The organism is Hymenobacter saemangeumensis (assembly GCF_039541835.1).
GTDB classification, from domain to species: domain Bacteria; phylum Bacteroidota; class Bacteroidia; order Cytophagales; family Hymenobacteraceae; genus Hymenobacter; species Hymenobacter saemangeumensis.
In genome coordinates this window covers 179118-204375 of record NZ_BAABGZ010000082.1, presented here as the reverse complement: position 1 = coordinate 204375, position 25258 = coordinate 179118, and the positions used below count along the sequence as shown (strand labels likewise).

Sequence of the window (25258 nt, the reverse complement as noted above, 5' to 3'; positions counted from 1 at the left end):
ACCCATTCACCCATTGTACTGGTAAAAGATGCCCGTGTCGAAGGCCGTCCATAGGCTGGCTTTCTGCCCGCAGGCTTTCAGGGCATTGTTTGCCCAGGTGTTGCAGGTGTAGAGAAAGCTGTAGGTCCGTTTGGCCTCGTAAAAGGAGTCATCATCGCCGTAGCTGTGGCCAGCTATCCAGATGATGTTGCCGTCGGCATCGTAGTCGAAGCTGTTTTTGATGTACGCCACCAGCTTGCCATAGTCGGCTTTGCTGATGCGAATACGGATGCACTGCTCCCCTTCCGTCATCTCCCGGTAGAAAGTAGTATGCATGGCCGAGGTTCCCAGGTAGAACATGGCCTCGATGGCGGTACTCACCTTCAGCTCGGCCCAGGTAGGCGTATCGAGGTAAAAGCCTTTGTCGCCCCACCCAAAGGCCAGGTACTGCATGCCGGGCGCCTGGGCCCGGGTGTTTTCCAGCTTAATAAACGGGCTCCAGTCCATGACCTCGTTCGTGATTGGTGTCACGATGTCGGTATGCGCGCCATTCGAAAGGATGTAGATGTCGACGTCCTGCTCCGGGTCGGTGCTGGTTTTCGGTACGGGAATGCGAGACAACACATAAGAGGAAGCCAGATACAGCGAAAGCGCGCCCGCTACCGCGCCGGCAGTATAGCCCAGGACTTTGGCCGTTTTTACGGCAGCCGACTGAAAACTCGAGTTAGTCAAAGAAAAGTCAGGTATAAGAGTTTGGAGAAACGGTACTACTGTCCTGTGGAAAAAAAGTTTGTCTAATCCCGGCGTTAGTCCTTTCCACTTTCGCTTTCTTTGAGCCAGTTGGGAGCTTGCTGGTATTGGCCGCAAAAATGGAGACCATGGTCGTGCCAACAACCATCTGTCCTTGCCTTCATCAGGGCAGCCCAAGGTCAGGGCCTGCGCATAGATGTTCCCTTGTTTCTCTCCTCCTTCTCTCCTAGTTGAAATGACCAGGCTCATTACTCACCTTGCGCTTGCGCTGGCTCTCTGGGCGGGCACATCCGCGCAGACCTTCGCCCAGGTGATGCCACCGGCAACGGCCCCGGCCGATACTGCCCATAAGTACGAAAACACGGCCGGCGCCCCGTCAGCCCCAAAGCCCTGGTACAAGGGCAAGCTGGTGCGCGCCACAGCCATTCCGGCCGTGCTCATTACCTACGGGGCATTGCACGCCAACAACCGCGGCTTCTACACCAACTCCGACGCGCACTACGACATTCACCAGCTCTTCCCCACCTACCGAACCCGCCTCGACGACTACCTCATCTTTGCGCCCTACCTGGAGCTGGGCGCCGTGGCCCTGGCCGGGGTAGAGTCACGCGACGACCGCCTCAACGTGGGCCTTATCGTGCTGAAAAGCGAGCTGATAATGCTGGCCACTACGTTCGCGGTAAAGAATCTGGTGGGCGAAGAGCGGCCCGACAAGTCCGACAACCTCAGCTTTCCCTCGGGCCACACGGCCCAGGCTTTTCTGGCCGCCAGCATCGTGCACACCGAGTTTCGGGATAAAAGCCAGTGGTACGGCATCGGGGCCTACACCATTGCCACCAGCGTGGGGCTGCTGCGCATGATAAACAATGCCCACTGGCAGAGCGACGTCATTGCCGGCGCCGGCTTCGGCATCTTATCCGCTCACCTGGGCTACCTCACCCACCGCAACCGCTGGGGCCGCAAGCCCAAAGACATCAGCTTTGCCCCGTCGTGGCAGCCGGTACTCAGCCCGGCTGGTACCCTGAGCGGCGCGCCTGTTTTCACGTTTGCCTGGCGGCCACGCTAGCGGCTAGCAGACAGAAGTTAAAAAACAGAACCGCCTCATTGCCTCTCAACTTTTACCTCAGTACACCAGCCTGAAACCTGCACTAGCTACGCCGGTTTTTCAGAATGGCCCGCAGCCGGCCCACGTTGTCCACCTCAATGGCATCGGGCCGGCACTCGAGCAGGCGCTTGATGTCGCCGGTGGAGCGCCCGCCGAACACCACCACCTGCAGGCCCGCGGCCCGCGCCTGGGCCGCCTGCGCGGGCGTCACCTTGTCGGCATCCAGCACCACGGCCTGCACCTTTTCGGTGATGGCCGTGCGCAGGTGGCTGTCGAAGTCGTCGGCCGTGATTTCCAGGCCCAGCGTGGCCTGGGGCAGCAGCGCCCGCAGCTGGCGCAGGGTGTTCACCTCCATGGACAGAATCAGCAGGCGCTCGGGGGGCCAGGAGCGGAAGCGGCGGGCCAGCTGCCGGGCCAGGGCGGGCACCCGGTCGTACTCGTGGCCGGGGGCGGCGCAGTGGTCGCGCTCGTGCAGGTCGATGTGCAGCACGGGCAGTGTAGGCCGGCGGCGCAGCCGCACCAGCAGCGTATCGAGCGTAATCGGCCGCTCCTGCTGAAACCAGTCGTAGGGCCTGCCGCCGCGGTAGCGCAGCTGCACCAGCTGCGCGGCCGGATACTGGCTTACGCAGCCGGTACCGGTGCTGATGTTGTCGAGCCGCACGTCGTGGTAGAGCATAGGCACGCTGTCCTGGCTGAGCTGCACGTCTACCTCCACCCCGTCGGCTCCCAGCTGCAGGGCGTGCAGGATGCCACCCAGGCTGCTCGGCGGCCAGGGATTGAACGGGCTGAGGGGCGTGAAAAAGCCGGAGCCGGCGTGGCCCAGCACCTGCGGCTCGCGGCTACTACCGGCCATGGCCGCCTCCTGCCGGGGCGTGTTGCGGAAACAGGCCGTACCAGCCTGCAGCAGGGCCACGGCAGCGATAAGCCGAAAAAAAAATGGGGAAGTCACGCGCTATGAATTTTCCTGCTCAACGCAGACGGAGCCCAAGGGTTGAGGCTCTGGGCCCGGCCGATTTCATCCCCTTAGACGGGGGCGGCCAACCGGCAGGGCAAGCTTTTTTTGCGACGGCAGGAATATTCTCTAGATTTACAGTCGCAAACTATGCTGCTAGTTAGCTTAGGCTACTACTCTGGTCTTTCTGCAAAAAAAGAGTTTCCACTTATACATCACCTTTAAACCTTAGTACGCATGAAAATTGCAAAAACCCTCGCAGTAGCCCTGCTATCCCTGCTGTCCTACAGCAGCTTCGCCCAATCCATGGACATGAAATCCGGCAAGCTGGATTTCCTCAAAGGGCAGAAAAACATCAACATCGTGTATACCTACGACAACATGATGGTGGGCAAAGGCACGGAGCAGGACTACGTTGACAAGAAAGTAAGCGAGCACAACCAGAAAGAAGCCGGCAAGGGCGATACCTGGAAGAAAAACTGGCTGGGCGCCCGCGAGCAGCGCTACCAGCCCGAATTTGAGGAGCTGTTGAACAAGCGTCTCGAGGATGCAGGCGTGAAGGCCGGCAAGTTCCCCGATGCACCCTACACCCTCATCCTGAAAACCACCTTCACCGAGCCAGGCTTCAACGTAGGCGTGATGCGCATGCCCGCCTACACGAACATGGAAGCCGTATTCGTAAAAACCGGTACCACCAACCCTGAGGCTGTTATCGCCATGACCAAGTCGCCGGGCCGTGATGCCATGGGCTACGATTTCGATGCCGGCTCGCGCATCTCCGAGTCGTACGCCAAAGCCGGCAAGTCGCTGGGAGCTTTCCTGGTGAAAAAGAAGGCTTTCTAAGGCCGTCGCCAGCATTGGCTGCAATCTCTTATGCGAAGCCCGAAGCAACAGCTTCGGGCTTCGTCTGTTTAGGGCCCTGGGGTAGCCGCTGCAGGCAGTACCGCTCATAAAGCAGTGGCAAACCGGAAAGCTGCCGCACGGTTTCCTCAAGTAGTCCTATTCCAGCTCACTGCACTGACACCCTTCGCCCGTATAGCCGGGGCTGTGTCTTTCAACTTTTGTGCAATCGGTTGTACTACCCCGGAACGAAACCCTGCGCGATTTGCTCTAACCTGTAGATACCCGCGCATTTTCCAGGCAGCAACAGCGAAATGAGCCGAGAAAAGGCTTCGGCTTTTCATAGAATAATGGTACTTTTGTACGGTTACAGCTATGTCGATTTACTAAAGAAATCAAGTGGGGCTTGTTGCGAAAGCTTTTCATGCCTCACCTGAGCCCCTACATTACAACATATTACCAGTTAATAACCTCTTCCACAGATATGTACAACGGCTACAGCTCAAACGGCGCTCCGGTTCCTGCCTCGGTAAGCGAACGGCCAGCGGTACTGCTGGGCGAAACACCGCTTACCCTGCAGGACTTTCAGGCTATCCTGACCGACCATGCGCGCATTGAGCTGGCCGACAGCGCCCTGCAGCGCGTGGAAAGCAGCTACCGGTTTTTGCGGAAGTTCGCCACCGGCAAGCTCATCTACGGCGTCAACACGGGCTTCGGGCCGATGGCCCAGTACAAGATTGCCGATGCCGACCTGAACGACCTGCAGTACAACCTTATCCGCAGCCACTGCACGGGCCTGGGCAACCTGCTGCCTCCCCAGGAAACCAAGGCACTGATGCTGAGCCGCCTCTGCAACTTCATGCGGGGCTACTCCGGTATTCATACCGACCTAGTGTACCTGCTGCGCGAGCTCATCAACCGCGACGTGCTGCCCTGCGTGTACGAGCACGGCGGCGTAGGCGCCAGCGGCGACCTGGTGCAGCTGGCTCACCTGGCCCTGGCTCTCATCGGCGAAGGCGAAGTGCTGTACAAGGGCCGGATTGAGCTGGCCGCCGACGCTTTCCGGCAGGAAGGCCTGCGCCCGCTCACCATTCACTTCCGCGAGGGCCTGGCCCTGCTCAACGGCACCTCGGCCATGTCGGGCATCGGCGTGGTCAACCTGCTCGAAGCCCGCAAGCTGCTGAACTGGAGCGTGGCCCTGTCGGCTACCATCAATCAGCTGGTGGAGGCCTACGACGACTCCATCTCCCACGAGCTCAACTCCGTGAAGCCCCACGAAGGCCAGGCCGCCATTGCCGGCCTGCTGCGGGAGCTGAACCAGGGCTCCAGCTTGGTGCGCAGCCGCGAGCAGGTGCTGTACCGGGAAGAAAACCTGGGGGCCGACTACCTCAAGGACAAAGTGCAGGAGTACTACTCGGTGCGCTGCGTACCCCAGATTCTGGGCCCGGTGCTCGACACCTTCCGACAGGCCGAGAAGGTGGTGCTCAACGAAGTAGCTTCGGTGAACGACAACCCGGTTATCGACTTCGAAAACGAGAACGTGTACCACGGCGGCAACTTCCACGGCGACTACGTTTCCCTGGAGATGGACAAGCTGAAGGTGGCCTTCACCAAGCTGGCCATGCTGGGCGAGCGGCAGCTCAACTACCTGCTCAACGACAAGCTCAACCAGAAGCTGCCGCCCTTCATCAACGCCGGCAAGCTGGGCCTGAACTTCGGCCTGCAGGGCATGCAGTTCACGGCTACCTCCACCGTGGCCGAGTGCCAGTCGCTGTGCACGCCGGTGTACGTGCACAGCATTCCCAACAACAACGACAACCAGGACATCGTGAGCATGGGCACCAACGCGGCGGTTATGGCCCGCAAGGTGCTGCACAATGCCGCCGAGGTGCTGGCCATTCACGCCGTGGCCGTGATGCAGGCCATCGACTGCCTGGGCCACGCCGAGCGCCTGTCGCCCCGCTGCTACGGCCTCTACCAGAAAGTGCGCAGCGTATTTCCGCAAGTTGTGGCCGACCAGCCGCACTTCTTCAACCTGCGCAAGGTTACTGCCCTGATTAAGTCCGAAGACCTGGGCCTGCTCTAGGCCCGCTTACGCCCCGCCCCAACCCGTGAAATACGCTTTAATTACAGGAGGCTCCCGAGGCATTGGCCGCGCCGTAGCAGTCAAGCTGGCCGCTATGGGCTACCACATCCTGCTCAACTACCGCTCCAACCACAGCGAGGCCCAGGTGGCCAGGGAGCTGGTGCAGCAGCACGGGGTGGAGTGCGAGCTCCTGCCCTTCGACGTGGCCAGCAAAGCCCAGACCGACGAGGTGCTGGGCGGCTGGGTGGAAGCCAACAAGGGCAAGTCCATTGCCGTGCTGGTCAACAACGCCGGCATCCGCGAAGACAACCTCTTTATCTGGATGACGGAGGAGCAGTGGAAGGGCGTGATTTCCACCAGCCTCGACTCCTTCTTCTACGTTACCAAGCACGTTATCAACGACATGCTGGCCGCCCGCTTCGGGCGCGTCATCAACATCGTGTCGCTGTCGGGCCAGAAGGGCCTGCCCGGCCAAACCAACTACTCCTCGGCCAAGGCCGGCCTGATTGGCGCCACCAAGGCCCTGGCCCAGGAAGTGGCCCGCCGCGGCATCACGGTGAATGCCGTGGCGCCGGGCTTTATCAAAACCGACATGACCGGCGACCTCAACGAGAAGGAGCTGGTGAATATGATTCCCATGCGGCGCTTCGGCCAGCCCGAAGAAGTAGCCGAAGCGGTAGGCTTCCTGGCTTCGCCGGGCAGCTCCTACATCACGGGCGAGGTACTTTCTATTAACGGTGGTTTATACTCTTAAAATAGCCGCTCCATGAACAGAGTCGTTATTACCGGCATGGGCATCTACTCCTGCATCGGGCACAATCTCGAGGAGGTCAGAAGCTCGCTGTACGCCGGCAAGTCCGGCATCATCGTCGACCAGGAACGCAAGGACTTCGGCTACCGCTCGGGGCTGACGGGCATGGTGGACCGCCCCGCGCTCAAGGGCGTGCTCGACCGCCGCGCCCGCATCAACCTGCCCGAGCAGGGCGAGTACGCCTACATGTCGACCATTGAAGCCCTCAAGCTGGCGGGCCTGGACTTGGACTACCTCAAGAACAACGAGGTGGGCATCATCTTCGGCAACGACAGCTCGGCCCAGCCCGTGATTGAGGCCATCGACCTGATTCGGGAAAAGAAAGACACCACCCTGCTGGGCTCGGGCTCGATTTTCCAGACCATGAACTCGACGGTGACCATGAACCTGGCCACCATCTTCGCCCTCAAAGGCATCAACCTTTCCCTGAGTGCGGCCTGCGCCAGCGGCTCCCACGCCATCGGCATGGGCTACCTCATGATTAAGAGCGGCCTGCAGGACATGGTTATCTGCGGCGGGGCCCAGGAAATCAACAAGTACTGCATGGGCAACTTCGACGCCCTGTCGGCCTTCTCCATCCGCGAAGACGAGCCGGCCAAGGCCTCGCGGCCCTTCGACCGCAACCGCGACGGGCTGGTGCCCAGCGGGGGCGCGGCCACGGTCATCATCGAAAGCCTGGAGTCGGCCCAACGCCGGGGGGCTACCATCCTGGGCGAAATCATCGGCTACGGCTTCTCCTCCAACGGCGGGCACATCTCCAACCCCACCGTGGAAGGCCCCGTGCGGGCCCTGAGCAAGTCCTTGACCGACGCCGGCATTCCGGCCTCGGCCGTGGACTACATCAACGCCCACGCCACCTCCACCCCGGCCGGCGATGCCAGCGAAGCCAAGGCCATCTACGAGCTGTTTGGTGCCCACAACACGCCCGTGAGCTCCACCAAGTCCATGACCGGGCACGAGTGCTGGATGGCCGGCGCCAGCGAGATTGTGTACTCCATGCTCATGATGCAGGAAGGTTTTGTGGCCCCCAACATCAACTTTGAGAGCCCCGACGACGACTCGGCCAAGCTGAACATCGTAAGCAAAACCACCGAAAAGAAAATCGACACCTTCCTGTCCAACTCGTTTGGGTTTGGAGGAACCAACTCATCCCTTATTGTTACGAAATGGAAGCCAAGCTGAAATCCAAAGCCGAGATTATATCCAACATCAACGAATTCCTGGCCGACGAATTCGAGGTAGATATCGACACCATCACCCCCGAAGCCAGCCTGGCCGAAACCCTGAGCCTCGACAGCCTGGACTACATCGACCTGGTGGTGATGACCGAAAGCAACTTCGGCTTCAAGGTGAAGCCCGAGGACTTCCCGGGCATCAAGACCTTCCAGGATTTTTACGACTACATCATCGCCAAAGTAGGCTTGCAGGATGAGTAAAGAATGGCAGGGGAAATCCAAGGCCAACGTCACGGGCTATAAAATCTTCGGGTTTTTCATCAACACCTTCGGCGTCCGGGCGGCCTATTTCCTTTTGCTGTTTGTGGCCAGCTACTACTTCCTGTTTTCCTGGAAAAGCTCGGCTCCCATGCTGCGCTTCTACCAGGAGCGGCTGAAGTTTTCCTTGCTCAAAGCCCTGGGGCTGCTGTATGTGAACTACTTCCGCTTCGGGCAGACCCTCATCGATAAGTTCGCCATTCTGGCGGGTGCCTCGGACGGCTTCACCTTTCACTTCGACGGGGAGCAGCACCTGCGGGAAATGGTGAGCCTGGGCCGCGGCGGCATTCTGCTCAGCGCCCACGCCGGCAACTGGGAAGTGGCCGGGCAGATGCTGCACCACCTCAACACCCCCGTGAACGTGGTGATGTACGACGGCGAGGACGAAAACATCAAGCAGTACCTCGAAACCCGGGCCGACAAGCGCTTCAAAGTTATTTTCATCGGCAACGACCTGTCGCACATCTTCAAGATAAACGAAGCGCTGGCGGCCAACGAGCTTATCTGCATGCACGCCGACCGGTTTTTGCCCGGCAACAAGACCCTGCCCCTGGACTTCCTGGGCGGGCCGGCCTTGTTTCCGGAGGGGCCCTTCCTGCTGTCGCTGCGGCTGCGGGTGCCCATGGTGTACGTGTACGCCTTCAAGGAGACGGCCACGCACTACCACCTGTTCTCCACGCCCGTCAAGCACTTCAGCCCGGCCAACCAGGACACGTCCCGGCACATTGCCACCGACTTTGTGGCCCACCTCGAGCACATGGTGCAGCGCTACCCCGAGCAATGGTTTAACTACTACGATTTTTGGAAAGCCGCCTGATGATAGCCGAAGAACAGGACCTGTTAGCCCTGCTGCCGCAAAAGCCGCCCATGGTGATGGTGCACCAGCTGCTGGCGTGCTCGGAAGCAGCTACCGTCAGCCGGTTTCGGGTGACGCGCGACTGCGTGTTTTTCGACAATGACGTGTTGTCCGAGTCGGGCCTGGTTGAGAACATTGCCCAGACGGCCGCTGCCGGCGTGGGCTTTAGCTACCAGCAGCGCGGCGAAACCCCGCCGGTGGGCTTTATCGCCGCCATCAAGGGGCTTACCGTTCATGCCCGGCCCGCCGATGGGGTGGAAATAACCACCGAAATCACGGTGCAGAACCAGGTGATGGACTTCTCCATTATCCGGGGCCGCAGCTGGGCCGGCGACACGGTTTTTGCTGAGTGTGAAATGCGCATCTTCCTGAAAAAAGACTCCTGATTTCCTGCTTCCCTATGCTGAAAACTACTCTGCTCGCAACCTGCCTTTCCCTGAACGCTCTGCTGGCTTCGGCCCAGACCATGCCGGAGCTGCTGGCCAAACCCGAGATTCCCCTCACCTGGATGGGGCTGGACTTCTCGGCCACCAAGTACCTGGGCGACCCCGGCACGGTGGCGCCGGAGGAGATGAAAGGGCTGTTTGAAAAGATAAACCAGCTGATGGTGAATGAGGCCAAAAAGTACGACCTGGCCAAAGCCTTCAAGCGCGACAAAGTCCTGTACACCCCCAGCATCACCGAAGGCGTCAACCGCAAAGTTGACGCCACCAAGCTCATCACCTCCGACATCAGCCAGGAAGGCCGGCTGAGCGAGGTCAAGGTGCAGGAGCTGGTAAGCCAGTACGACTACCCCGCCGATGCCAGCGGTGTGGGCCTGACCTTTGTGATGGAAGACCTGAACAAACAGATGGAAAAGGCAGTGTTTTGGGTAACGTTCGTAGACATGCGCAGCCGCAAGGTGTTGTACACGGAGAAAATAGCCGGGCAGGCCATGGGGTTCGGCTTCCGCAACCACTGGGCCGGCGGCATTTACGACGGACTAAATCACATTAGAGCAAAGAAATATGGTGAGTGGAAGAAGAGGTTCGCGAAAGGCTGAGCAAGGAGCCACGCTGGTAACGCGCACCCTGGTGAAGGTCCGCTTCAATGAGGTAGACTCGCTGGGCATTGCCTGGCATGGCCACTATGTAAAGTACTTCGAAGACGGCCGCGAGGCTTTCGGCCAGGAGCACGGCCTGGGCTACCTCGACGTGTACCGCAACGGCCTGGTTATTCCCATCGTCAGCCTGAGCTGCAACTACCGCAAGCCCCTGCAATACGGCGACTCCATCCTCATCGAAACCACCTACGTCGACAGCCCCGCGGCCAAGATTCAATTCGATTACAAAGTGTACGAGCAGCGCGAGCATACGCTGGTAGCCGAAGGAACGACCACCCAGGTTTTTCTCGATGCCGAAACGCGCACCCTGCTGCTGAACTCGCCCGAGTTTTTCGAAAACTGGAAAAAGCGGGTGCTGCCAGCTAACTCTCCCTCCTGACATGGCCTTCGTTGCGGCGCACAACATTATTTCACCCCTGGGCACTACGTCGGCGGCCACGTTTGAGGCCGTGCTGGCGGGGCGCTCGGGTGTGGCCGCCTGCCAGGACCTGCTGCCCGACCAGGCCCCGGTCTGGGCCTCGCGCCTGTCGCCGGAATGGCACGACGACCAACACCTGGAGCAGCCCGGCCGCTACACCAAGTTTGAGAAGATGCTGCTGGCTTCCATCACCGACGCCCTGCGCCACACCTCGGTCGATGCCGCCTCGCCCCGCACGCTCTTCGTTTTCTCCAGCACCAAGGGCAACATCGGCCTGCTGGAGGGCGGGCAGCCCGGTGCGGCCCGCGTGCAGCGGGCCAGCCTGCCCTACTCGGCCCAGCTGGTGAGCGCCTACTTTAAGAACCCGGCAACGCCGGTGGTGCTGTCCAACGCCTGCATCTCCGGGGTTACGGCCCTGCTTTACGCCCAGCGCCTGCTGCGCTCCGGAGCCTACGACGCCGCCATCGTGGCCGGGGCCGACACCGTGAGCCGCTTCGTGGTATCGGGCTTTCAGGCCTTTCAGGCGCTGTGCGCGGCGCCCTGCAAGCCCTACTCGGAAGACCGGACGGGCATCAACCTGGGCGAAGCGGCGGCCACGCTTATTCTCATGGCCACGGCCCCGGAATCGACTGCGGGCACGGGGCTGGTGCGCGTGGCCGGGGGCGCCGTTACCAACGACGCCAACCACATTTCCGGCCCTTCCCGCACGGGCGCGGAGCTGGCCCACGCCATCAGCAGCGCCCTGAGCAGCGCGCAGGTAAGCCCCGCGCAGGTCGACTTTATTTCCGGGCACGGCACGGCCACCATCTACAACGACGAGATGGAAGCCAAGGCTTTTGCCCTGGCCGGCCTGCGGGGCAAGCCCCTGCACAGCGTGAAAGGTGCCCTGGGCCACACCCTGGGCGCCGCCGGCCTGGTCGAGTCAGCCTTGAGCATTATGGCCCTGACGCAAGGACGGCGCATCCCCACGGCGGGCTACTCCCAGCCCATGACCGCGGCCGCGCTGAATGTGTCGGCGCAGCCGGAGGCCGCCAGTTCCCGCTGGGCCCTGAAAACGGCCAGCGGCTTTGGCGGCTGCAACGGCGCCCTGCTTTTTGAGCGAATTTAAACGGTACCGACAGCGTTTCCCGAACACCCTGCATGAAGTCTGAGCCCCGCATTCTGCGCTCCTGCCTTGTCCGCGACCACGCCATCCGGGTCGACGGGCAGGAAGTATTTGCCCTGGCGGAGGCCGACTTCAACGCTTTCGCTACCAAGGCGTTTGCCGCCATCAACCCGGCGTACCCGAAGTTTTACAAGATGGACGGCCTGGCGAAGCTGGGCCTGCTGGCGGCCGAGTACCTGCTGGCGGGCATCGCCCCGGTGAGCGCCGCCGACCCCTACCGGGTGGGCGCCGTGGTCAGCAATGCCAGCTCCAGCACCGACACCGACCTGCGCTACGCTGCCCTGGCCCAGCAGCAGCTGGCCAGCCCGGCCTTGTTTGTGTACACCCTGCCCAACATTGTTATCGGGGAAATGTGCATTCGCCACGGCTTTAAGGGCGAAAACAACTTCTTTGTAAGCGCTTCCTACAACATTGACGTGCAAACGGCCTACACAGCAGGCCTTTTTCAGGCCCAGCTGCTCGACTACTGCCTGGTGGGCTGGCTGGAGTTTTTACAGCAGCAATACCATGGCTTTCTGTGCCTGATTGGCCACAGCGCCGAGCCTCACCTCCCTCTATACAGTACCGAAAAGGTCAGTAGCCTTTTCAATCAATAAACTTCCAATGGACCAGTTAAAAACCGATTTGAAAAGGCTGCTCGTGGAGCACCTGAACCTGCAGCACATCAACCCGGCCGACATTGCCGACGACCAGCCCATCTTCGGCGAAGGCCTGGGCCTGGACTCCATTGATGCGCTGGAGATTATTGTGATGCTGCAGCAGCACTACGGCGTGCGCCTCACCAAAGCCGAGAACGGCCCCCAGGTGCTGCACTCGGTGAACACCATGGCCGACTACATCACCGCCAACCGCAAGTAAGCCATGAACGTGCTGGTAACCGGAGTGGGGATAATCTGCGCCCTGGGCAACAGCCCGGACGAAGTGGTTGCGGCCTTCCGGCAGCACTGCTCCGGCATGGGCCGGGCCCGGCACCTGCGCACCCGGCACCAGGCCAGCTACACGTTTGGCGAAGTAAACTGCAGCAACGAGGAGCTCGCCGCCCAGCTGGGCCTGCCCGCCCACCTGAGCCGCACCATCCTGCTGAGCTACCACGCCGCGCGGCAAGCTTACTCGGCTATACCCGCCGCCGCGCTGGCCCAGAGCCGGGTGGGCTTTATCTCGGCCACCAGCGTGGGCGGCATGGACAAAACCGAGTCCTTCTTCGAAAGCTACCTCACCGACTCGGCCTCGGGCGACCTGCGGCAGGTGGTGAACCACGACTGCGGCAAGTCGACCGACTACGTGGCGCGGCAGCTGGGCATCAAAGACTTCGTGACTACCATCAGCACGGCCTGCTCGTCGTCGGCCAACGCCATTATGCTGGGGGCGCGCATGATTAAGAGCGGCCTGCTGGATGTGGTGGTGGCCGGCGGCAGCGACCCCCTCACCCGCTTCACCCTCAACGGCTTCAACACGCTGATGATTGTGGACCCCGAGCAGTGCCGCCCCCTGAACGCCAGCCGCGAAGGCCTCAACCTGGGCGAAGGCGCGGCCTACGTGGTGCTGATGAGCGAGCGGCTGGCCGCCAGCAGCCAGGCCCCGGCTATGTGCCGGCTCAGCGGGTACAGCAACACCAACGACGCCTTCCACCAGACGGCGCTGTCGGACGAGGGCGAGGGGCCTTACCTGGCCATGGCGCAGGCCCTGGCCGCCAGCGGCCTGCAGCCCACCGACATCGGCTACATCAACATGCACGGCACGGGCACCCAGAACAACGACGCGGCCGAAGGCACGGCCATCCGCCGCCTGTTTGGCGAGGCCTGCCCCAAGCTCAGCTCCACCAAGTCGTTTACGGGCCACACCCTGGCGGCCAGCGGCGCCATCGAAGCCGTGCTCTCAGCGCTGTCGCTGCAGCAGGGCTACGTGTACCCCAACTTCTCCTTTTCCGAGCCGGTGCCGGGCCCCGACCTCCGCCCCGAAACGGAATTTCACATCGACTCCTCCCTGCAGCACGTGCTGTCCAACTCCTTCGGCTTTGGGGGCAACTGCTCGTCGCTGATTTTTTCCCGCACCTAAGATGGCAATCTACCTGAACGGCCTGGGCTTTATCGCGCCGGTGGCAGCGCTGCAGGACGATGAGGCCACGGGCTCCCCGGCCCCCGATGGCCAGCAGCTGCGCTGCATCGAACCCAACTACGGGGCCTACATCGACCCGCGCCAAAGCCGCCGCATGAGCCGCATCGTGAAAATGGGCATTGCCGCCGGCAAGCAGGCCCTGCAGGACGCCGGCACCGACCTGACGGCCGGCATCAACGGCGTGATTGCCGGCACCGGCTGGGGCTGCCTCGAAGACACGGCCGACTTCCTGCAGAAGCTGGTGACCAACCAGGAGGACATGCTCAGCCCCACGGCCTTTATTCACTCGACCCACAACACCATTGCGGGGCAGATTGCCTACCACCTCAAGTGCCGGGGCTACAACAGCACCTACGCCCACCGCAACATCTCCTTCGAAAGCGCCCTGCTCGATGCCACGCTGCTGCTGAGCGAGCAGGCCCAAGGCAGCACCCTGCTGGTGGGCGGCATCGACGAGCTCACCAGCACCAGCTTTGCTCTGCTCTCGCGTATCAACCGGTTCAAGGCGCCCACCCACGACTTGTACGCCGCCGACGACAGCGGGGCCTGGGCCGGCGAAGGCGCCACCTTCTTTGCCGTGGGCAACCAGCCCGGCCCCGGCTGCTACGCGCAGCTGCTGGGCGTGCGCACCGTGTCGTTTGCCAGCGCGGCCGAAGCGGCGGCGGCTGCGCAGGCCTTGCTCCGCGCCCACGGGCTGGCCCGGCCCGACCTGCTGCTGGCGGGCTACAACGGCGACGCCTCCAACGATGCCCAGTGCCGCAAGTTTGAAGCCGCCCTCGGGTACGACGGGCCCGTGCGGCGGTTTAAGCACCAGTCGGGCGAGTACCCGACGGCCAGCGCCTTTGCGCTGGGAGTAGCCGCGTCTGTACTGAAAGGCAGCTCGGCCGACTCCGACGCCCCGCAGACCGTCCTGATTTACAACCGGGCCCAGCAGGACCATCAATCGGTTTTTCTGCTCTCGGCATGCTAAGCTACCGCACGGCCCGCCTGGCCCTGGCCGGCTCGGTGCTGGCCCTCGGCAGCCTGGCCTGGGCCGGGCTGCTGTCGTATTGGTGGCTGCTGCTGCCGCTGGCGCTGTACCTGGGCGCGGTAGCCTACGGCTCGTCGGTTATTTCCTCCTCGTTTTTTATTGAAACCGACTGTGGAGTGGCCACGGCGGCGCCGGAAATTGCCCTCACCTTCGACGACGGGCCCATTGAGCCTACCCGGCACATTCTGGCGGTGCTGCGCAAGCACGAGGCCCCGGCAGCATTCTTCTGCATTGGCCGGCGGGTAATGGAAAACCCCGCCATCCTGCGGCAGATAGATGCCGAGGGCCACATCGTGGGCAACCACACCTACAGCCACCACGCCCTGCTGGACTTCTTCTCGCGCAAAAAGCTGCTGGCCGAGCTGGAAGAGACCGGCCAGGCCGTGCAGCAGGCCATTGGTAAAAAGCCGCGCTGGTTTCGGCCGCCCTACGGCGTTACCACGCCCAACCTGGCCTTTGCCATCCGGGCCCTGGGCCTGGCCTGCATCGGCTGGAATGTGCGCTCGATGGATACCGTAGCCCAGGACGAGCAAAAGCTGCTGCACCGCTTGCTGGCAGCCTTAAAGCCAGGGGCCGTATTTTTGCTGCACGATTCATCGGCCGCTACGGCTAGCATTCTGGACACCTTCATTCAGGAAGCGAAAAACCGCGGATTCAAGATTGTGTCTCCTTCCCACCTGCTCTGCCAACCGGCATATGATTAAACACTTGCTGCTGCTCGCCTTCTGCCTTTCGCCGCTGCTGCTGGCCGCCCAGCCCAAGGGCTACAAGCCCGTTGAGGACGTGGCCGGGTTCCGGCAGAGCTACGCCAAAGCGGCCGAGCAGACCACCTCCATCAAAAGCGAGTTTCGCCAGGAAAAAAACCTGAGCATGCTGTCGGAAAAGATTAACTCCACGGGGGTTTTCTTTTTCAAGAAAAACAACCGCGTGCGCATGGAATACACCCAGCCCTACAAGTACCTGCTCATCATCAACAACAGCCAGATACTGATTCAGGACCAGACCAAGAAGAAGGTGTACTCGTCGGGCGACAACAAGATTTTCAAGGCCGTCAACAAGGTGATTGTGGACTGCGTGCAGGGCCGGGCGCTCGACAACAAGGACTTTCAGTCGCAGGTGTTCGAGAACGAGAAAACTTACTGCCTGGACCTGGCACCGCAGGTGAAGGAGATGAAGCAGCTGTTCACCACGATTCGGATTACCATCAATAAGCGGGACTTTTCCATTGACCAGCTGGAGCTGAAAGAAGCCGTTGGCGATAACACCATTATTACGTTCGTCAACAAGCAGCTTAACACGCCGGTCGCCGATGAGGTCTTTAGCGTTAAGTAGCCTGCTGCTGGCTTGCCTGGGCTGCGGACGCGTGCTTTACCAAGACCTGACGCCGACCACGGCCGATGCCTCGGCGCTGCAGCGCCTGAAACCCTCCTTCATCACCACGCTCTACCGCACCGAGATTGAAGTGGTGGGCAAGCACCTGAGCGGGCTGCTCTTTTTCAAGAGCCTGCCCAATAACACCTTTCGGGTGGTGTTCACCAACGAGATGGGCCTCAACCTGTTCGACTTTGAGTTTTCGGAGCGGGACTTTAAGGTGATTCACTGCATCGAGCAGCTGAACAAGAAGCCGGTCATCAACCAGCTCCGAAAAGACATCGGCTTTCTGCTGATGACAGAGCTGGACTTCGGCAAGGGCCGGGAGCTGCGCAAGGGCGAGGTCAGCTACTTCGCCTTCGCGGCTGGCAAGGAGTTCACCTACTACATCACCGACACGGGCGTAAACCAGCTTTACCGCATCGAGAACACCACCGCCAAGCGCAAGAAAGTGGTGGTGTCCGTAACGCGCCTGGTGCAGGGCATGCCCGACTCGGTCTTCGTCGACCACAAGCTATTTGACTTTACCATCAGCCTGAAACAGATTATCCGCTAATGCTTGAGGGAAGCTTCTACACCACCGACCAGCTGCTGCAGCCCGCCCCCGGCCAGCTGCAGGCCCGCATTCAGCTTAACGCCGCCCACCCCATCCTGGGGGGCCACTTCCCGGGCCTGCCCGTGGTGCCCGGCGTGTGCATGCTGCAGATTATCAAAGAGCTGGTTCAGCAAGCGGTAGGCAAGCCCCTGGCCCTGACCCAGGCGGCCAACATTAAATATTTGTCGGTGCTCGACCCGCTGCAGCACCCAATAGTGGCGGCACGAATTAACTTTGAAGAATCTACTGCTGGCATCCAGGTAACAGAAGCGGTTATTCACTTTGATGCCACCAGCTTTATCAAGCTTCAGCATGCAAAGTATTCCTACTAGTTCGGAGCCTCCTGCCCCATTACTTCAGCATCGCACCGACCAGCACGGCATCTGTATTCTTATCCCTACTTATAACAATAGCTTAACTGTACGCGACGTAATTACCAAAGTCCAGGCCTACACCAACAACATTATTGTCGTCAACGACGGCTCGACCGACGACACCCCGGCCATTCTGGCGGCCACCCCGGGCATTCAGCTCATCAGCTACCTGCCCAACCAGGGCAAGGGCTGGGCCCTGCGCCAGGGCTTTCAGGCGGCCATCGCCGCCGGCTACCGCTACGCCATTACCCTGGACTCCGACGGGCAGCACTTTGCGTCCGACCTGCACGCCTTTATCAACAAGCTGGAAGCCGACGGGCCCGGCCTGATTATCGGGGCCCGCAACATGGACCAGGCCGGCATTCCGTCGAAAAGCAGCTTCGGCAACAAGTTTTCCACCTTCTGGTTCTGGGTAGAAACCGGGGTGCGCGTGCCCGATACCCAGAGCGGCTACCGCCTCTACCCCCTGCAGCCGCTGCGGGGCATGCGCTTTTTCACTTACAAGTACGAGTTTGAGATTGAGGTAATAGTGCGGGCCGCCTGGCGCGGCGTGCCCGTGAGCTTCGTGCCCATCTCGGTGTACTATGCGCCCGGCAAGGAGCGCATCACCCACTTCCGGCCCTTCACCGACTTCTCACGCATCAGCGTACTGAATACCATCCTGGTAATCATTGCCTTCCTCTACATCAAGCCCCGCGACTTTATCAAAAGCCTGGGCCGGCGGGAAACCTACAGCCGGCTGAAGCGGCAGATTGTGAACGCCGAGGAGTCTAACCTGCAGAAGTCGGTGGCCATTGCGCTGGGCGTATTCATTGGCATTGCTCCCATCTGGGGCTTTCAGATTATTGCCTGCCTGTTTCTGTCGACGCTGCTGAAGCTCAACAAGTTTCTGGTGCTGCTGAGCGCCCACATCAGCATTCCGCCCCTGATTCCGCTGATTCTCTACCTGAGCTACCTCACGGGCGGGCTGCTGGTGGAAAAGCCGGTGGCGCTGCAGTACGGCAAGCAGCTCACCCTGGCCGCTATTCACTACAATTTCGTGCAGTATGTAGTGGGCAGCCTGCTGCTGGCAGCGGGGGCCGCCATTGCCAGCGGGCTGGCTACCTACGTGCTGCTGTTCTTCTTCCGCAAAAAAAGCCCGGCCCTGACTTCATGAGCAACGTATTTCTGGGCCTTTATCGGTTTTTCCACGGCCACAAGGCCGTATTCTACGCCGTTTTTCTGGCTACCCTGGCCGTGCTGGGCTTCTTTGCCTCCCGCGTGCGGTTCGAGGAAAACGTGATGCAGATGCTGCCGCATGAGAAGCGCATGGACGAGTTCAGCCACTTCCTGGAAACCAGCAAGTTTACCGACCGGGTGGTGGTATTCATCTCCGACACCGACACGCTGCGGCCGGCCGAGCCGGAGCAGCACGCAGCCTATGCCGACGCGGTGGCCGGCGCCATTGGCCGTGATGCCCGCGCCTACGTAGGCAGCCTCACCTACAAGGCCAGCGACAGCCTGCTGCTGGAGGCGCTGGGCAGCATTCAGGGCAACCTGCCCCTGTTTCTGCAGGAAAAGGACTACGCCCAGCTCGACACCACCACCTCGCCGGCCAGCATCGCGGCCAAGGTGCAGGCCAACTACAACACCCTGATTAGCCCGGCCGGGCTGGCCGTGAAGCAGTTCATCGTGGCCGACCCCCTGGGCCTGAGCTACGTGGTGCTGAACAAGCTCAAGGACTTCAAGCCCGACGAGAACGTGGAGCTGTTCGAGGACCATTTCTTCTCGCGCGACCGGCGGCACCTGTTCATGTTCATCAACCCGGCCTTCCCGTCGGCCAACACGGACAAGAACATTGTCTTTTTCGACCAGCTCGACCAGGTGCTGCAGGCCCAGGCCAGCCCGCGGTACAAGGTGCACTACTTCGGCGCCCCGGCCGTGGCGGCGGCCAACGCCAAGCAGATTCGCAAGGACACCATCCTGACGCTGTCGATTTCGCTGACGCTGCTGGTGACGGTGATTCTGCTGTTTTTCCGGCAGCTGCGCCCCGCCATTCTCATGCTGCTGCCGGTGCTGTTCGGGGGCTTGTTTGCGCTGGCCTTCATTGCCCTCACCAAGGGCGCGGTCTCGGTGATTGCCGTGGCGGCCGGCTCCATCATCCTGGGCATTGCCGTCAACTACTCGCTGCACTACCTCACGCACTACCGCTTCCACCCCGATGCCGAGAAAGTTATTGACGAGCTGACCTTTCCGCTCACCATCGGCAGCCTGACCACGGTGGCCGGCTTTCTGTGCCTGCAGCTGGTGAACGTACCGGTGCTGCAGGACCTGGGCGCCTTCGCCGGCTTCAGCCTGATTGGCGCGGCCCTGTCCACGCTCATCTTTCTGCCGCACTTCCTGCCCCACCGGGCACCGGCCGGCGAGCAGCCCAAACTGGCACCGCAGCTGAAGCTGAAAGACCTGCTCAGCCGCTTTCAGCAGCAGCCGGCCCTGCGCTACGTGTTCCTGGGCTTGTCGCCGGTGCTGCTGTACTTCTCGGCCCAGGTGGGCTTCGAGAAAGACATGAACCAGGTCAACTACATGTCGCCCAAGCTGGCCCAGGCCGAAGCCCAGCTCAACAAAATCTCTTCGCTGTCGAAGAAAACCGTGTTCATGGTGGCCAACGCCCCCAGCCTCGACGAGGCCCTGGCCCGGCACGAAAAGACCCTGCCCGTCATCAACGACCTGCAGGCCAAGCGGCAGATTCTGCACTTCTCCGGCGTGTCGGTGCTGCTGGCTTCCCAGGCCGAGCAGCGGCGCCGCATCGCCCGCTGGAATGCCTACTGGACGCCCGCCAAAAAGCAGGCCGTGCTGAGCAGCCTGCGCACGGCGGGCCAGCAGTACAAGTTCTCGGCCCAAGCCTTCGTGCCCTTCGAAAACCTGCTCAACAAGGAGTATGGCCTGCTGCCGGCCGACGATGCCCGCATCCTGCGCAGCACCTTTCTCAGCAACCTGATTGAGGAAAACCAGGGCAAAACCTCGGTGCTGAGCCTGATTACCACCACGCGCCAGGAAGCCAAAACGCTTTACGACCGGCTGGGCGACTACGCCGGGGTGTACATCTTCGACCGCCAGTACATCACCCAAACCCTGGTGCGGGTGGTCGACCAGGAGTTCACCTTCATTGCGTTCTGGACCTCCACCCTGGTGTTTGTGGCCCTGCTGCTGTCGTACGGCCGCATCGAAATGGCCCTGGTTGCCTTCCTGCCCATGGTTATTGCCTGGATATGGATTCTGGGGCTGATGGCGCTGCTCGACATCAAGTTCAACATCATCAACATCATCCTGTCCACGCTGGTGTTCGGGCTCGGCGACGACTACTGCATCTTCACCATGGACGGCCTGCAGCGGCGCTACGCCACGGGCGAGAAAGAGGAGGGTTCCACCAGCATCTCCATTCTACTCTCGGCCATCACCACCATCATTGGGCTGGGCACCCTGTTCTTTGCCGAGCACCCGGCGCTGCGCTCCATGGCCTTCGTGTCCATCATCGGCATTCTGAGCGTGTGGCTGGTGTCGCAGACGCTGCAGCCCTACTTTTTCCGGCTGTTCATCAGTGGGCCGGTGGCGCGGCGGCAGTCGCCCTACACGCTCTGGGGCCTGCTCAAGTCCTGCTTTGCCTTTGCCTACTTCGTGTTCGGCGCCCTGCTGCTCAATATTGTGGGCTTTGCCTTGAAGCTGATTCCGGCCAACCGCGAGAAGAAGAAGTACTTCTACCACTGGCTGCTGAGCAAGTTCACGGGCTCGCTCATCAACATCATGTCCAACGTGCGCAAGCTGTTCCTGAACCGGGAAAATGCCGACTACAGCCGCCCCGCCGTCATCATCGCCAACCACCAGTCCTTCCTCGACATTCTGCTGCTGGTGATGCAGCACCCCAAGGTGGTGCTGCTCACCAGCGACTGGGTGTGGAACTCGCCGGTATTCGGGGCCGTGGTGCGCATGGCCGACTACTTCCCGGCGGCCCAGGGCGCCGAGCAGGGCCTGGAAACGCTGCGCAAGAAGGTGGCCGAAGGCTACTCCATCGTGATTTTCCCGGAAGGCACCCGCTCGGTGGATGGCACCATGCAGCGCTTTCACAAGGGCGCCTTCTTCCTGGCCGAAAACCTGGGGCTGGACATTCAGCCCGTGCTCATTCACGGCAGCGGCGACACCATGCGCAAGGGCCACTTCTACCTCAACGACGGGCAGCTGACCCTGAAGTTCCTGCCCCGCATCGGCGCCCAGGACCCGGCGTTTGGCGACAACTACACGGCCCGCACCAAGCTCATCAGCCGCTACTTCAAGGCCGAGTACCAGAAGCTGGCCGAGCAGATTGAAAACCCCGACTACTACCGCAACCTGCTGGTGACCAACTACCTCTACAAGGGCCCGGTGCTGGAGTGGTACATGAAGGTGAAGCTGAAGCTGGAAAAGAACTACCACCTGTTCGACCAGCTGCTGCCCCGGCGCGGCCACATCCTGGACATCGGCTGCGGCTATGGCTTCATGGCCAACATGCTGGCCCTGACTTCGAAAGAAAGGCAGGTGCAGGCCCTGGACTACGACTACGAGAAAATCATGGTGGCTCAGAACGGCTTTGTGGGCCGCGGCAACGTGGGCTTTGCCTACGCCAATGCCCTGGAAGCCCGCTTCCCGGCCCAGGACGGCATCGTGCTCAGCGACGTGCTGCACTACCTGCAGCCGGAGGAGCAGGCGGCCCTGCTGCAGAAATGTGCCGACAACCTGAACGCCGGGGGAATTCTTATCATCCGGGACGGCTTTAAGGAGCTGGGCAAAAAGCACAAGGGCACGGTCCTGACCGAATGGTTTTCTACGCGCTTCTGCAAATTCAACAAAACCGCGGCCGAAGGGCTTTCCTTCCTGTCGACGGAGCTGATTGAGGGCTTCGCCGCGAAAAACAACCTGGAAGTGGAAGTGCTCGATACTACCCGCTACACGTCGAACCTGGTGTTCGTCTGCAAAAAGAAATAGTAAATGGCTTCAAAAACAGTCGTTATTGTGGGCAGTGGCCTGGGCGGATTAATCTGCGGTGCCATCCTGAGCATGGAAGGCTACCAGGTGACGGTGCTGGAGCGCAACAAGCAGTTCGGCGGCAACCTGCAGTCTTTTGCCCGCGACAAGCACCTGTTCGACTCCGGCGTGCACTACATCGGCGGCCTGGAAAAGGGGCAGAACATGTACAAGATTTTCAAATATCTTGGCATCATGGACAAGCTGAAAATTGAAAAGCTTGACGAGAACTCCTTTGATAAGATTATTTTCCACGACGACGAGAAAGTTTATAATTACGCCCAGGGCTACGAGAACTTTATTCGGGTATTAAGCCAGGAATTTCCCGAAGAGGAAGCCGCCATTCGCAGGTATTGCGAAACCATTCAGAACATCAGCGATGCCTTTCCGCTGTATAATTTAAAAGAGCAGCAGCCCCTGCAGAATTCTGAGTCGCTGTCGCTAGATACCCAGGCATTTATTGCTTCACTTACTTCTAATACAAAGCTGCAGAACGTACTCGGCGGCAATAACCCGCTTTATGCTGGCATAAAGGATAAAACGCCGCTGTACGTGCACGCGCTGGTGCTCAACAGCTACATTCAGAGCTCCTACCGCATTGTGGATGGCGGCGGGCAGATTGCCAAGTTCCTGGCCAGCATTATTCGCGCCCATGGCGGCAAGCTGTTTAACCGAATTGATGTGCGGCGCTTCGTGACAGAAGGCAAGGAAGTAAGCCACGTTGAGGATGCCAGCGGCGAGAAGTATTACGCGGATTTATTTATTTCCAACATCCATCCGGCGCAAACTTTTGAGATGACGGAAACCGATATAATTCGGCCCGCTTACCGCCGCCGGATATTAAATCTGGAGAATTCGCTGTCGGCCTTCGTAATGAATATTACGCTCAAGCCAGGCACGTTTAAGTACCAGCGCAGCAACTACTACTGCTACCTGAACGACGACGTGTGGACCAGCATGGAATACACCGACGAAAGCTGGCCCCTCTCCTATTCCATCTTCTTTTCGGGCACTTCCAAAACCCGGGAATATGCCGAAGGAATTTCCATTCTGGCCTACATGAAATACGAAGATGTGGAGCCCTGGAAAGACACTTACAATACCGTAAAAGCGCCGCAGCACCGCGGCGAGAGCTACGACGAGTTCAAGCAGCGCAAAGCGGAGAAGCTGCTGGAAGTGGTGTACGAAAGATTCCCAGAGCTGAAGGACGCCATTAAGTCGTACTACACCGCTACGCCCCTCACTTTCCGCGATTATATGGGCACGGCCGACGGCGCTATCTACGGCATTACCAAAGATTATAACGACCCGCTGCGCACCTTTATCTCGCATCGCACCAAGCTCAGCAACTTATTGTTAACCGGCCAGAACATCAACATGCACGGGGTGCTGGGCGTCGCCATCAGCTCGCTGGTAACCTGTTCGGAATTAATTGGCCTCCCCTATCTGCTCAAGAAAATAGATGATGCGCAAACTACTTAAGGGGCTGGGTTATCTGGCTGCTACTATTCTGGTATTGCTGGTGGCGGCCTGCATCTATATTTATTCGGTGGCCATCAGCAAGCCGCCCGTGCCGGCCGACACGGCCATCCTGAAAGCCCAGCCCCGGCAGCTGGGGGCCAACAGCTACGTGCTGGGCAACAACTGGCTGCGCAAAAGCGAGAGCGGCTGGTGGGAGATGTACGTGGAAGGCGGCGCCTTCGAGCGCGGCGTCATCAACGGCAAGCTGAGCAAGGAGGTGTTTGCCTACCAGGAGCAGGCCTTTTTCGACCAAATCTGCAAGCTGGTGCCGTCGGCGTTTTACCGGCAGTTTTTGAAGTACCTGATTGGGTTTTACAACCGCGACCTGGAGAAAAACCTGACCCCGGAGCAGCGGCTGGAGATATACGGCGTCTCGCTGTCGGCCAACCCCAAATTCGATGAGATTGGGCCAGCCTACCAGCGGCTGATGAACTACCACGCGGCCCACGACATCGGCCACGCCCTGCAAAACCTGGCCTTGGTGGGCTGCTCGGCCTTTGCTACCTGGAACGAGCGCAGCGAAGACGGCGGCCTGCTCATCGGCCGCAACTTCGACTTTTACGTGGGCGACCGGTTTGCCGACAACAAAATCGTGGGCTTCTTCGCCCCCGACAGCGGGCACCGCTTTATGATGGTAACCTGGGGCGGCATGACCGGCGTGGTGTCGGGCATGAACATGCAGGGCCTCACCGTGTCGCTGAACGCGGCCAAGTCGGACCTGCCCAGCGGCTCGGCTACGCCCATTTCCCTGCTGGCCCGCGAGATTCTGCAGTACGCCGGCAGCATTGAGGAAGCCGTGGCCATTGCCCGCAAGCGCCACACCTTCGTGTCGGAGTCGCTGCTCATCGGCTCGGCCCACGACAACAAGGCGGTGGTGATTGAGAAGACACCCGACGAAGTGCAGGTGTACGACCCCAACTCCAACCAGCTGATTTGCACCAACCACTACCAGAGCGCCAAGCTGGGCAACACCGAGCTCAACAAAAACCACATGGAGGAAAGCGCCTCCGTGTACCGGCAGCAGCGCATTGCCGAGCTGCTGGGCCAGACCAGCAAGCTGAACCCGCAGCGCGCCGCGGCTATTCTGCGCGACCAGGGCGGGCTGGGCAACAAGTTTATCGGCTATGGCAACGAGAAGGCCGTGAACCAGCTTATCTGCCACCACTCCATCATCTTCGAGCCCAACAAGCGCCTGGTGTGGCTGGCTGCCGCGCCCTGGCAGCTGGGCAAGTACGTGGCCTACGACCTGAACAAGATTTTTGCGCTCAAGGGCCTGGGTACCGACCACGAGCTGGTGGAGAATAGCACCATTGCGGCCGACACCTTCCTGCAGGCGCCGGCCTACCGCAACTTCGTTGCCTTCCGGACGCTGGCGGCCAAGGCCCAGGCCGGCGAAGAAGTAAGCCCGCAGCAGTTTATTCAGCTCAACCCCGAATACTACCACGCCTACGTGCTGGCCGGCAATGCTTTCTACAAGCAGAAAAACTACGCCGAAGCCCGGCAGGCCTACGCCCAGGGCCTGACCAAAGAAATTGCGTCCAAAGGCGAAGAGCAGTACATGCGCAAACAAATTGCGGCCTGCGACAAGCAGCTTCGGTAGGGGTTGGTTATTAGTTTATGGTCTACTGTTTTTCGTCGCCTGTGCTTTTTAAAACTTGAAT

At 60.5% G+C, this 25258-nt stretch carries 25 protein-coding genes; 23 read left to right on the top strand and 2 right to left on the bottom strand.

Going from position 1 to position 25258, the window contains the following annotated elements; genetic code table 11:
- Window positions 1-6: 6 nt before the first annotated feature.
- A complete protein-coding gene (locus ABD919_RS23620) occupies window positions 7-711 on the bottom strand; it encodes a TIGR02117 family protein (RefSeq protein ID WP_345238566.1) in 705 nt (234 codons plus the stop codon).
- A 253-nt stretch (window positions 712-964) separates the two neighbouring features.
- Between ABD919_RS23620 and ABD919_RS23615 the strand changes: the two genes are divergently transcribed.
- Entirely contained in the window at window positions 965-1795 is an 831-nt protein-coding gene (locus ABD919_RS23615) for a phosphatase PAP2 family protein (protein ID WP_345238565.1), read from the top strand.
- 82 nt (window positions 1796-1877) lie between these two features.
- Here ABD919_RS23615 and ABD919_RS23610 read toward each other — a convergent pair whose 3' ends face one another.
- A complete protein-coding gene (locus ABD919_RS23610; RefSeq protein WP_345238564.1) occupies window positions 1878-2783 on the bottom strand; it encodes a glycerophosphodiester phosphodiesterase in 906 nt (301 codons plus the stop codon).
- A 240-nt stretch (window positions 2784-3023) separates the two neighbouring features.
- Here ABD919_RS23610 and ABD919_RS23605 point away from each other — a divergent pair, with 240 nt between their 5' ends.
- The 22 genes from ABD919_RS23605 to ABD919_RS23500 all read left to right on the top strand — a co-directional run bounded on the left by ABD919_RS23605 (window position 3024) and on the right by ABD919_RS23500 (window position 25197).
- The gene (locus ABD919_RS23605) at window positions 3024-3629 is read left to right on the top strand and encodes a hypothetical protein (protein ID WP_345238563.1); all 606 of its coding nucleotides are present in this window, start codon (window positions 3024-3026) and stop codon (window positions 3627-3629) included.
- A 481-nt stretch (window positions 3630-4110) separates the two neighbouring features.
- Window positions 4111-5712 (top strand): flexirubin biosynthesis tyrosine ammonia-lyase FlxA, encoded by a 1602-nt coding sequence (gene flxA, locus ABD919_RS23600; protein ID WP_345238562.1) that lies wholly within the window; start codon window positions 4111-4113, stop codon window positions 5710-5712.
- A gap of 25 nt (window positions 5713-5737) precedes the next feature.
- Window positions 5738-6466 carry a flexirubin biosynthesis SDR family reductase FlxB gene (gene flxB, locus ABD919_RS23595; protein WP_345238561.1) on the top strand — a complete coding sequence of 243 codons (729 nt, stop codon included), beginning with the start codon at window positions 5738-5740 and terminating at the stop codon, window positions 6464-6466.
- Window positions 6467-6478: 12 nt separating this feature from the next.
- Window positions 6479-7705, top strand: a complete 1227-nt coding sequence (locus tag ABD919_RS23590) for a beta-ketoacyl-[acyl-carrier-protein] synthase family protein (RefSeq protein ID WP_345238560.1) — start codon at window positions 6479-6481, stop codon at window positions 7703-7705.
- Entirely contained in the window at window positions 7690-7959 is a 270-nt protein-coding gene (locus ABD919_RS23585) for a phosphopantetheine-binding protein (protein WP_345238559.1), read from the top strand. The genes ABD919_RS23590 and ABD919_RS23585 overlap by 16 nt, the downstream gene beginning before the upstream one ends.
- Complete coding sequence (locus ABD919_RS23580; RefSeq protein WP_345238558.1) at window positions 7952-8833, top strand: lysophospholipid acyltransferase family protein; 882 nt, start codon at window positions 7952-7954, stop codon at window positions 8831-8833. Before ABD919_RS23585 ends, ABD919_RS23580 begins: the two co-directional genes overlap by 8 nt.
- Entirely contained in the window at window positions 8833-9258 is a 426-nt protein-coding gene (locus tag ABD919_RS23575; RefSeq protein ID WP_345238557.1) for a hotdog family protein, read from the top strand. The genes ABD919_RS23580 and ABD919_RS23575 overlap by 1 nt, the downstream gene beginning before the upstream one ends.
- Window positions 9259-9272: 14 nt before the next feature.
- Window positions 9273-9914, top strand: a complete 642-nt coding sequence (locus ABD919_RS23570) for a hypothetical protein (RefSeq protein ID WP_345238555.1) — start codon at window positions 9273-9275, stop codon at window positions 9912-9914.
- Window positions 9915-9945: 31 nt separating this feature from the next.
- The gene (locus ABD919_RS23565) at window positions 9946-10353 is read left to right on the top strand and encodes an acyl-CoA thioesterase (RefSeq protein ID WP_345238554.1); all 408 of its coding nucleotides are present in this window, start codon (window positions 9946-9948) and stop codon (window positions 10351-10353) included.
- 1 nt (window position 10354) lies between these two features.
- Window positions 10355-11500: a beta-ketoacyl-[acyl-carrier-protein] synthase family protein gene (locus ABD919_RS23560; RefSeq protein ID WP_345238553.1), complete on the top strand. Its 1146-nt coding sequence runs from the start codon at window positions 10355-10357 to the stop codon at window positions 11498-11500.
- Between the two features lie 32 nt (window positions 11501-11532).
- Window positions 11533-12153, top strand: a complete 621-nt coding sequence (locus tag ABD919_RS23555; RefSeq protein ID WP_345238552.1) for a hypothetical protein — start codon at window positions 11533-11535, stop codon at window positions 12151-12153.
- A 7-nt stretch (window positions 12154-12160) separates the two neighbouring features.
- Window positions 12161-12415, top strand: coding sequence for a phosphopantetheine-binding protein (locus ABD919_RS23550; protein ID WP_345238551.1), 255 nt, complete (start codon window positions 12161-12163; stop codon window positions 12413-12415).
- A 3-nt stretch (window positions 12416-12418) separates the two neighbouring features.
- Window positions 12419-13612 (top strand): beta-ketoacyl-[acyl-carrier-protein] synthase family protein, encoded by a 1194-nt coding sequence (locus ABD919_RS23545; protein WP_345238550.1) that lies wholly within the window; start codon window positions 12419-12421, stop codon window positions 13610-13612.
- A gap of 1 nt (window position 13613) precedes the next feature.
- Complete coding sequence (locus ABD919_RS23540; protein WP_345238549.1) at window positions 13614-14642, top strand: beta-ketoacyl synthase N-terminal-like domain-containing protein; 1029 nt, start codon at window positions 13614-13616, stop codon at window positions 14640-14642.
- Window positions 14636-15406 carry a polysaccharide deacetylase family protein gene (locus tag ABD919_RS23535; RefSeq protein WP_345238548.1) on the top strand — a complete coding sequence of 257 codons (771 nt, stop codon included), beginning with the start codon at window positions 14636-14638 and terminating at the stop codon, window positions 15404-15406. The genes ABD919_RS23540 and ABD919_RS23535 overlap by 7 nt, the downstream gene beginning before the upstream one ends.
- Complete coding sequence (gene lolA2, locus ABD919_RS23530; RefSeq protein ID WP_345238547.1) at window positions 15399-16034, top strand: flexirubin biosynthesis/transport protein LolA2; 636 nt, start codon at window positions 15399-15401, stop codon at window positions 16032-16034. The genes ABD919_RS23535 and lolA2 overlap by 8 nt, the downstream gene beginning before the upstream one ends.
- A gap of 31 nt (window positions 16035-16065) precedes the next feature.
- Complete coding sequence (gene lolB2 / locus ABD919_RS23525) at window positions 16066-16629, top strand: flexirubin biosynthesis protein LolB2 (protein ID WP_345238546.1); 564 nt, start codon at window positions 16066-16068, stop codon at window positions 16627-16629.
- Window positions 16629-17000, top strand: a complete 372-nt coding sequence (locus ABD919_RS23520; protein WP_345238545.1) for an ApeI family dehydratase — start codon at window positions 16629-16631, stop codon at window positions 16998-17000. Before lolB2 ends, ABD919_RS23520 begins: the two co-directional genes overlap by 1 nt.
- Window positions 16981-18198 (top strand): DUF2062 domain-containing protein, encoded by a 1218-nt coding sequence (locus ABD919_RS23515; protein WP_345238544.1) that lies wholly within the window; start codon window positions 16981-16983, stop codon window positions 18196-18198. The genes ABD919_RS23520 and ABD919_RS23515 overlap by 20 nt, the downstream gene beginning before the upstream one ends.
- Window positions 18195-22037, top strand: a complete 3843-nt coding sequence (locus ABD919_RS23510; protein ID WP_345238543.1) for a 1-acyl-sn-glycerol-3-phosphate acyltransferase — start codon at window positions 18195-18197, stop codon at window positions 22035-22037. The genes ABD919_RS23515 and ABD919_RS23510 overlap by 4 nt, the downstream gene beginning before the upstream one ends.
- A 3-nt stretch (window positions 22038-22040) precedes the next feature.
- Window positions 22041-23558: a phytoene desaturase family protein gene (locus ABD919_RS23505; protein ID WP_345238542.1), complete on the top strand. Its 1518-nt coding sequence runs from the start codon at window positions 22041-22043 to the stop codon at window positions 23556-23558.
- Entirely contained in the window at window positions 23542-25197 is a 1656-nt protein-coding gene (locus tag ABD919_RS23500) for a C45 family autoproteolytic acyltransferase/hydrolase (RefSeq protein WP_345238541.1), read from the top strand. The genes ABD919_RS23505 and ABD919_RS23500 overlap by 17 nt, the downstream gene beginning before the upstream one ends.
- Window positions 25198-25258 lie beyond the last annotated feature (61 nt).

What these genes read in the sequence shown, in the direction of transcription:
- ABD919_RS23615 (WP_345238565.1), top strand. Translation starts at nt 965, where the DNA reads ATGACCAGGCTCATTACTCACCTTGCGCTTGCGCTGGCTCTCTGGGCG.
- ABD919_RS23605 (WP_345238563.1), top strand. Translation starts at nt 3,024, where the DNA reads ATGAAAATTGCAAAAACCCTCGCAGTAGCCCTGCTATCCCTGCTGTCC.
- flxA (WP_345238562.1), top strand. Translation starts at nt 4,111, where the DNA reads ATGTACAACGGCTACAGCTCAAACGGCGCTCCGGTTCCTGCCTCGGTA.
- ABD919_RS23590 (WP_345238560.1), top strand. Translation starts at nt 6,479, where the DNA reads ATGAACAGAGTCGTTATTACCGGCATGGGCATCTACTCCTGCATCGGG.
- ABD919_RS23585 (WP_345238559.1), top strand. Translation starts at nt 7,690, where the DNA reads ATGGAAGCCAAGCTGAAATCCAAAGCCGAGATTATATCCAACATCAAC.
- ABD919_RS23580 (WP_345238558.1), top strand. Translation starts at nt 7,952, where the DNA reads ATGAGTAAAGAATGGCAGGGGAAATCCAAGGCCAACGTCACGGGCTAT.
- ABD919_RS23575 (WP_345238557.1), top strand. Translation starts at nt 8,833, where the DNA reads ATGATAGCCGAAGAACAGGACCTGTTAGCCCTGCTGCCGCAAAAGCCG.
- ABD919_RS23570 (WP_345238555.1), top strand. Translation starts at nt 9,273, where the DNA reads ATGCTGAAAACTACTCTGCTCGCAACCTGCCTTTCCCTGAACGCTCTG.
- ABD919_RS23560 (WP_345238553.1), top strand. Translation starts at nt 10,355, where the DNA reads ATGGCCTTCGTTGCGGCGCACAACATTATTTCACCCCTGGGCACTACG.
- ABD919_RS23555 (WP_345238552.1), top strand. Translation starts at nt 11,533, where the DNA reads ATGAAGTCTGAGCCCCGCATTCTGCGCTCCTGCCTTGTCCGCGACCAC.
- ABD919_RS23550 (WP_345238551.1), top strand. Translation starts at nt 12,161, where the DNA reads ATGGACCAGTTAAAAACCGATTTGAAAAGGCTGCTCGTGGAGCACCTG.
- ABD919_RS23545 (WP_345238550.1), top strand. Translation starts at nt 12,419, where the DNA reads ATGAACGTGCTGGTAACCGGAGTGGGGATAATCTGCGCCCTGGGCAAC.
- ABD919_RS23540 (WP_345238549.1), top strand. Translation starts at nt 13,614, where the DNA reads ATGGCAATCTACCTGAACGGCCTGGGCTTTATCGCGCCGGTGGCAGCG.
- ABD919_RS23535 (WP_345238548.1), top strand. Translation starts at nt 14,636, where the DNA reads ATGCTAAGCTACCGCACGGCCCGCCTGGCCCTGGCCGGCTCGGTGCTG.
- lolA2 (WP_345238547.1), top strand. Translation starts at nt 15,399, where the DNA reads ATGATTAAACACTTGCTGCTGCTCGCCTTCTGCCTTTCGCCGCTGCTG.
- ABD919_RS23520 (WP_345238545.1), top strand. Translation starts at nt 16,629, where the DNA reads ATGCTTGAGGGAAGCTTCTACACCACCGACCAGCTGCTGCAGCCCGCC.
- ABD919_RS23515 (WP_345238544.1), top strand. Translation starts at nt 16,981, where the DNA reads ATGCAAAGTATTCCTACTAGTTCGGAGCCTCCTGCCCCATTACTTCAG.
- ABD919_RS23510 (WP_345238543.1), top strand. Translation starts at nt 18,195, where the DNA reads ATGAGCAACGTATTTCTGGGCCTTTATCGGTTTTTCCACGGCCACAAG.
- ABD919_RS23505 (WP_345238542.1), top strand. Translation starts at nt 22,041, where the DNA reads ATGGCTTCAAAAACAGTCGTTATTGTGGGCAGTGGCCTGGGCGGATTA.
- ABD919_RS23500 (WP_345238541.1), top strand. Translation starts at nt 23,542, where the DNA reads ATGCGCAAACTACTTAAGGGGCTGGGTTATCTGGCTGCTACTATTCTG.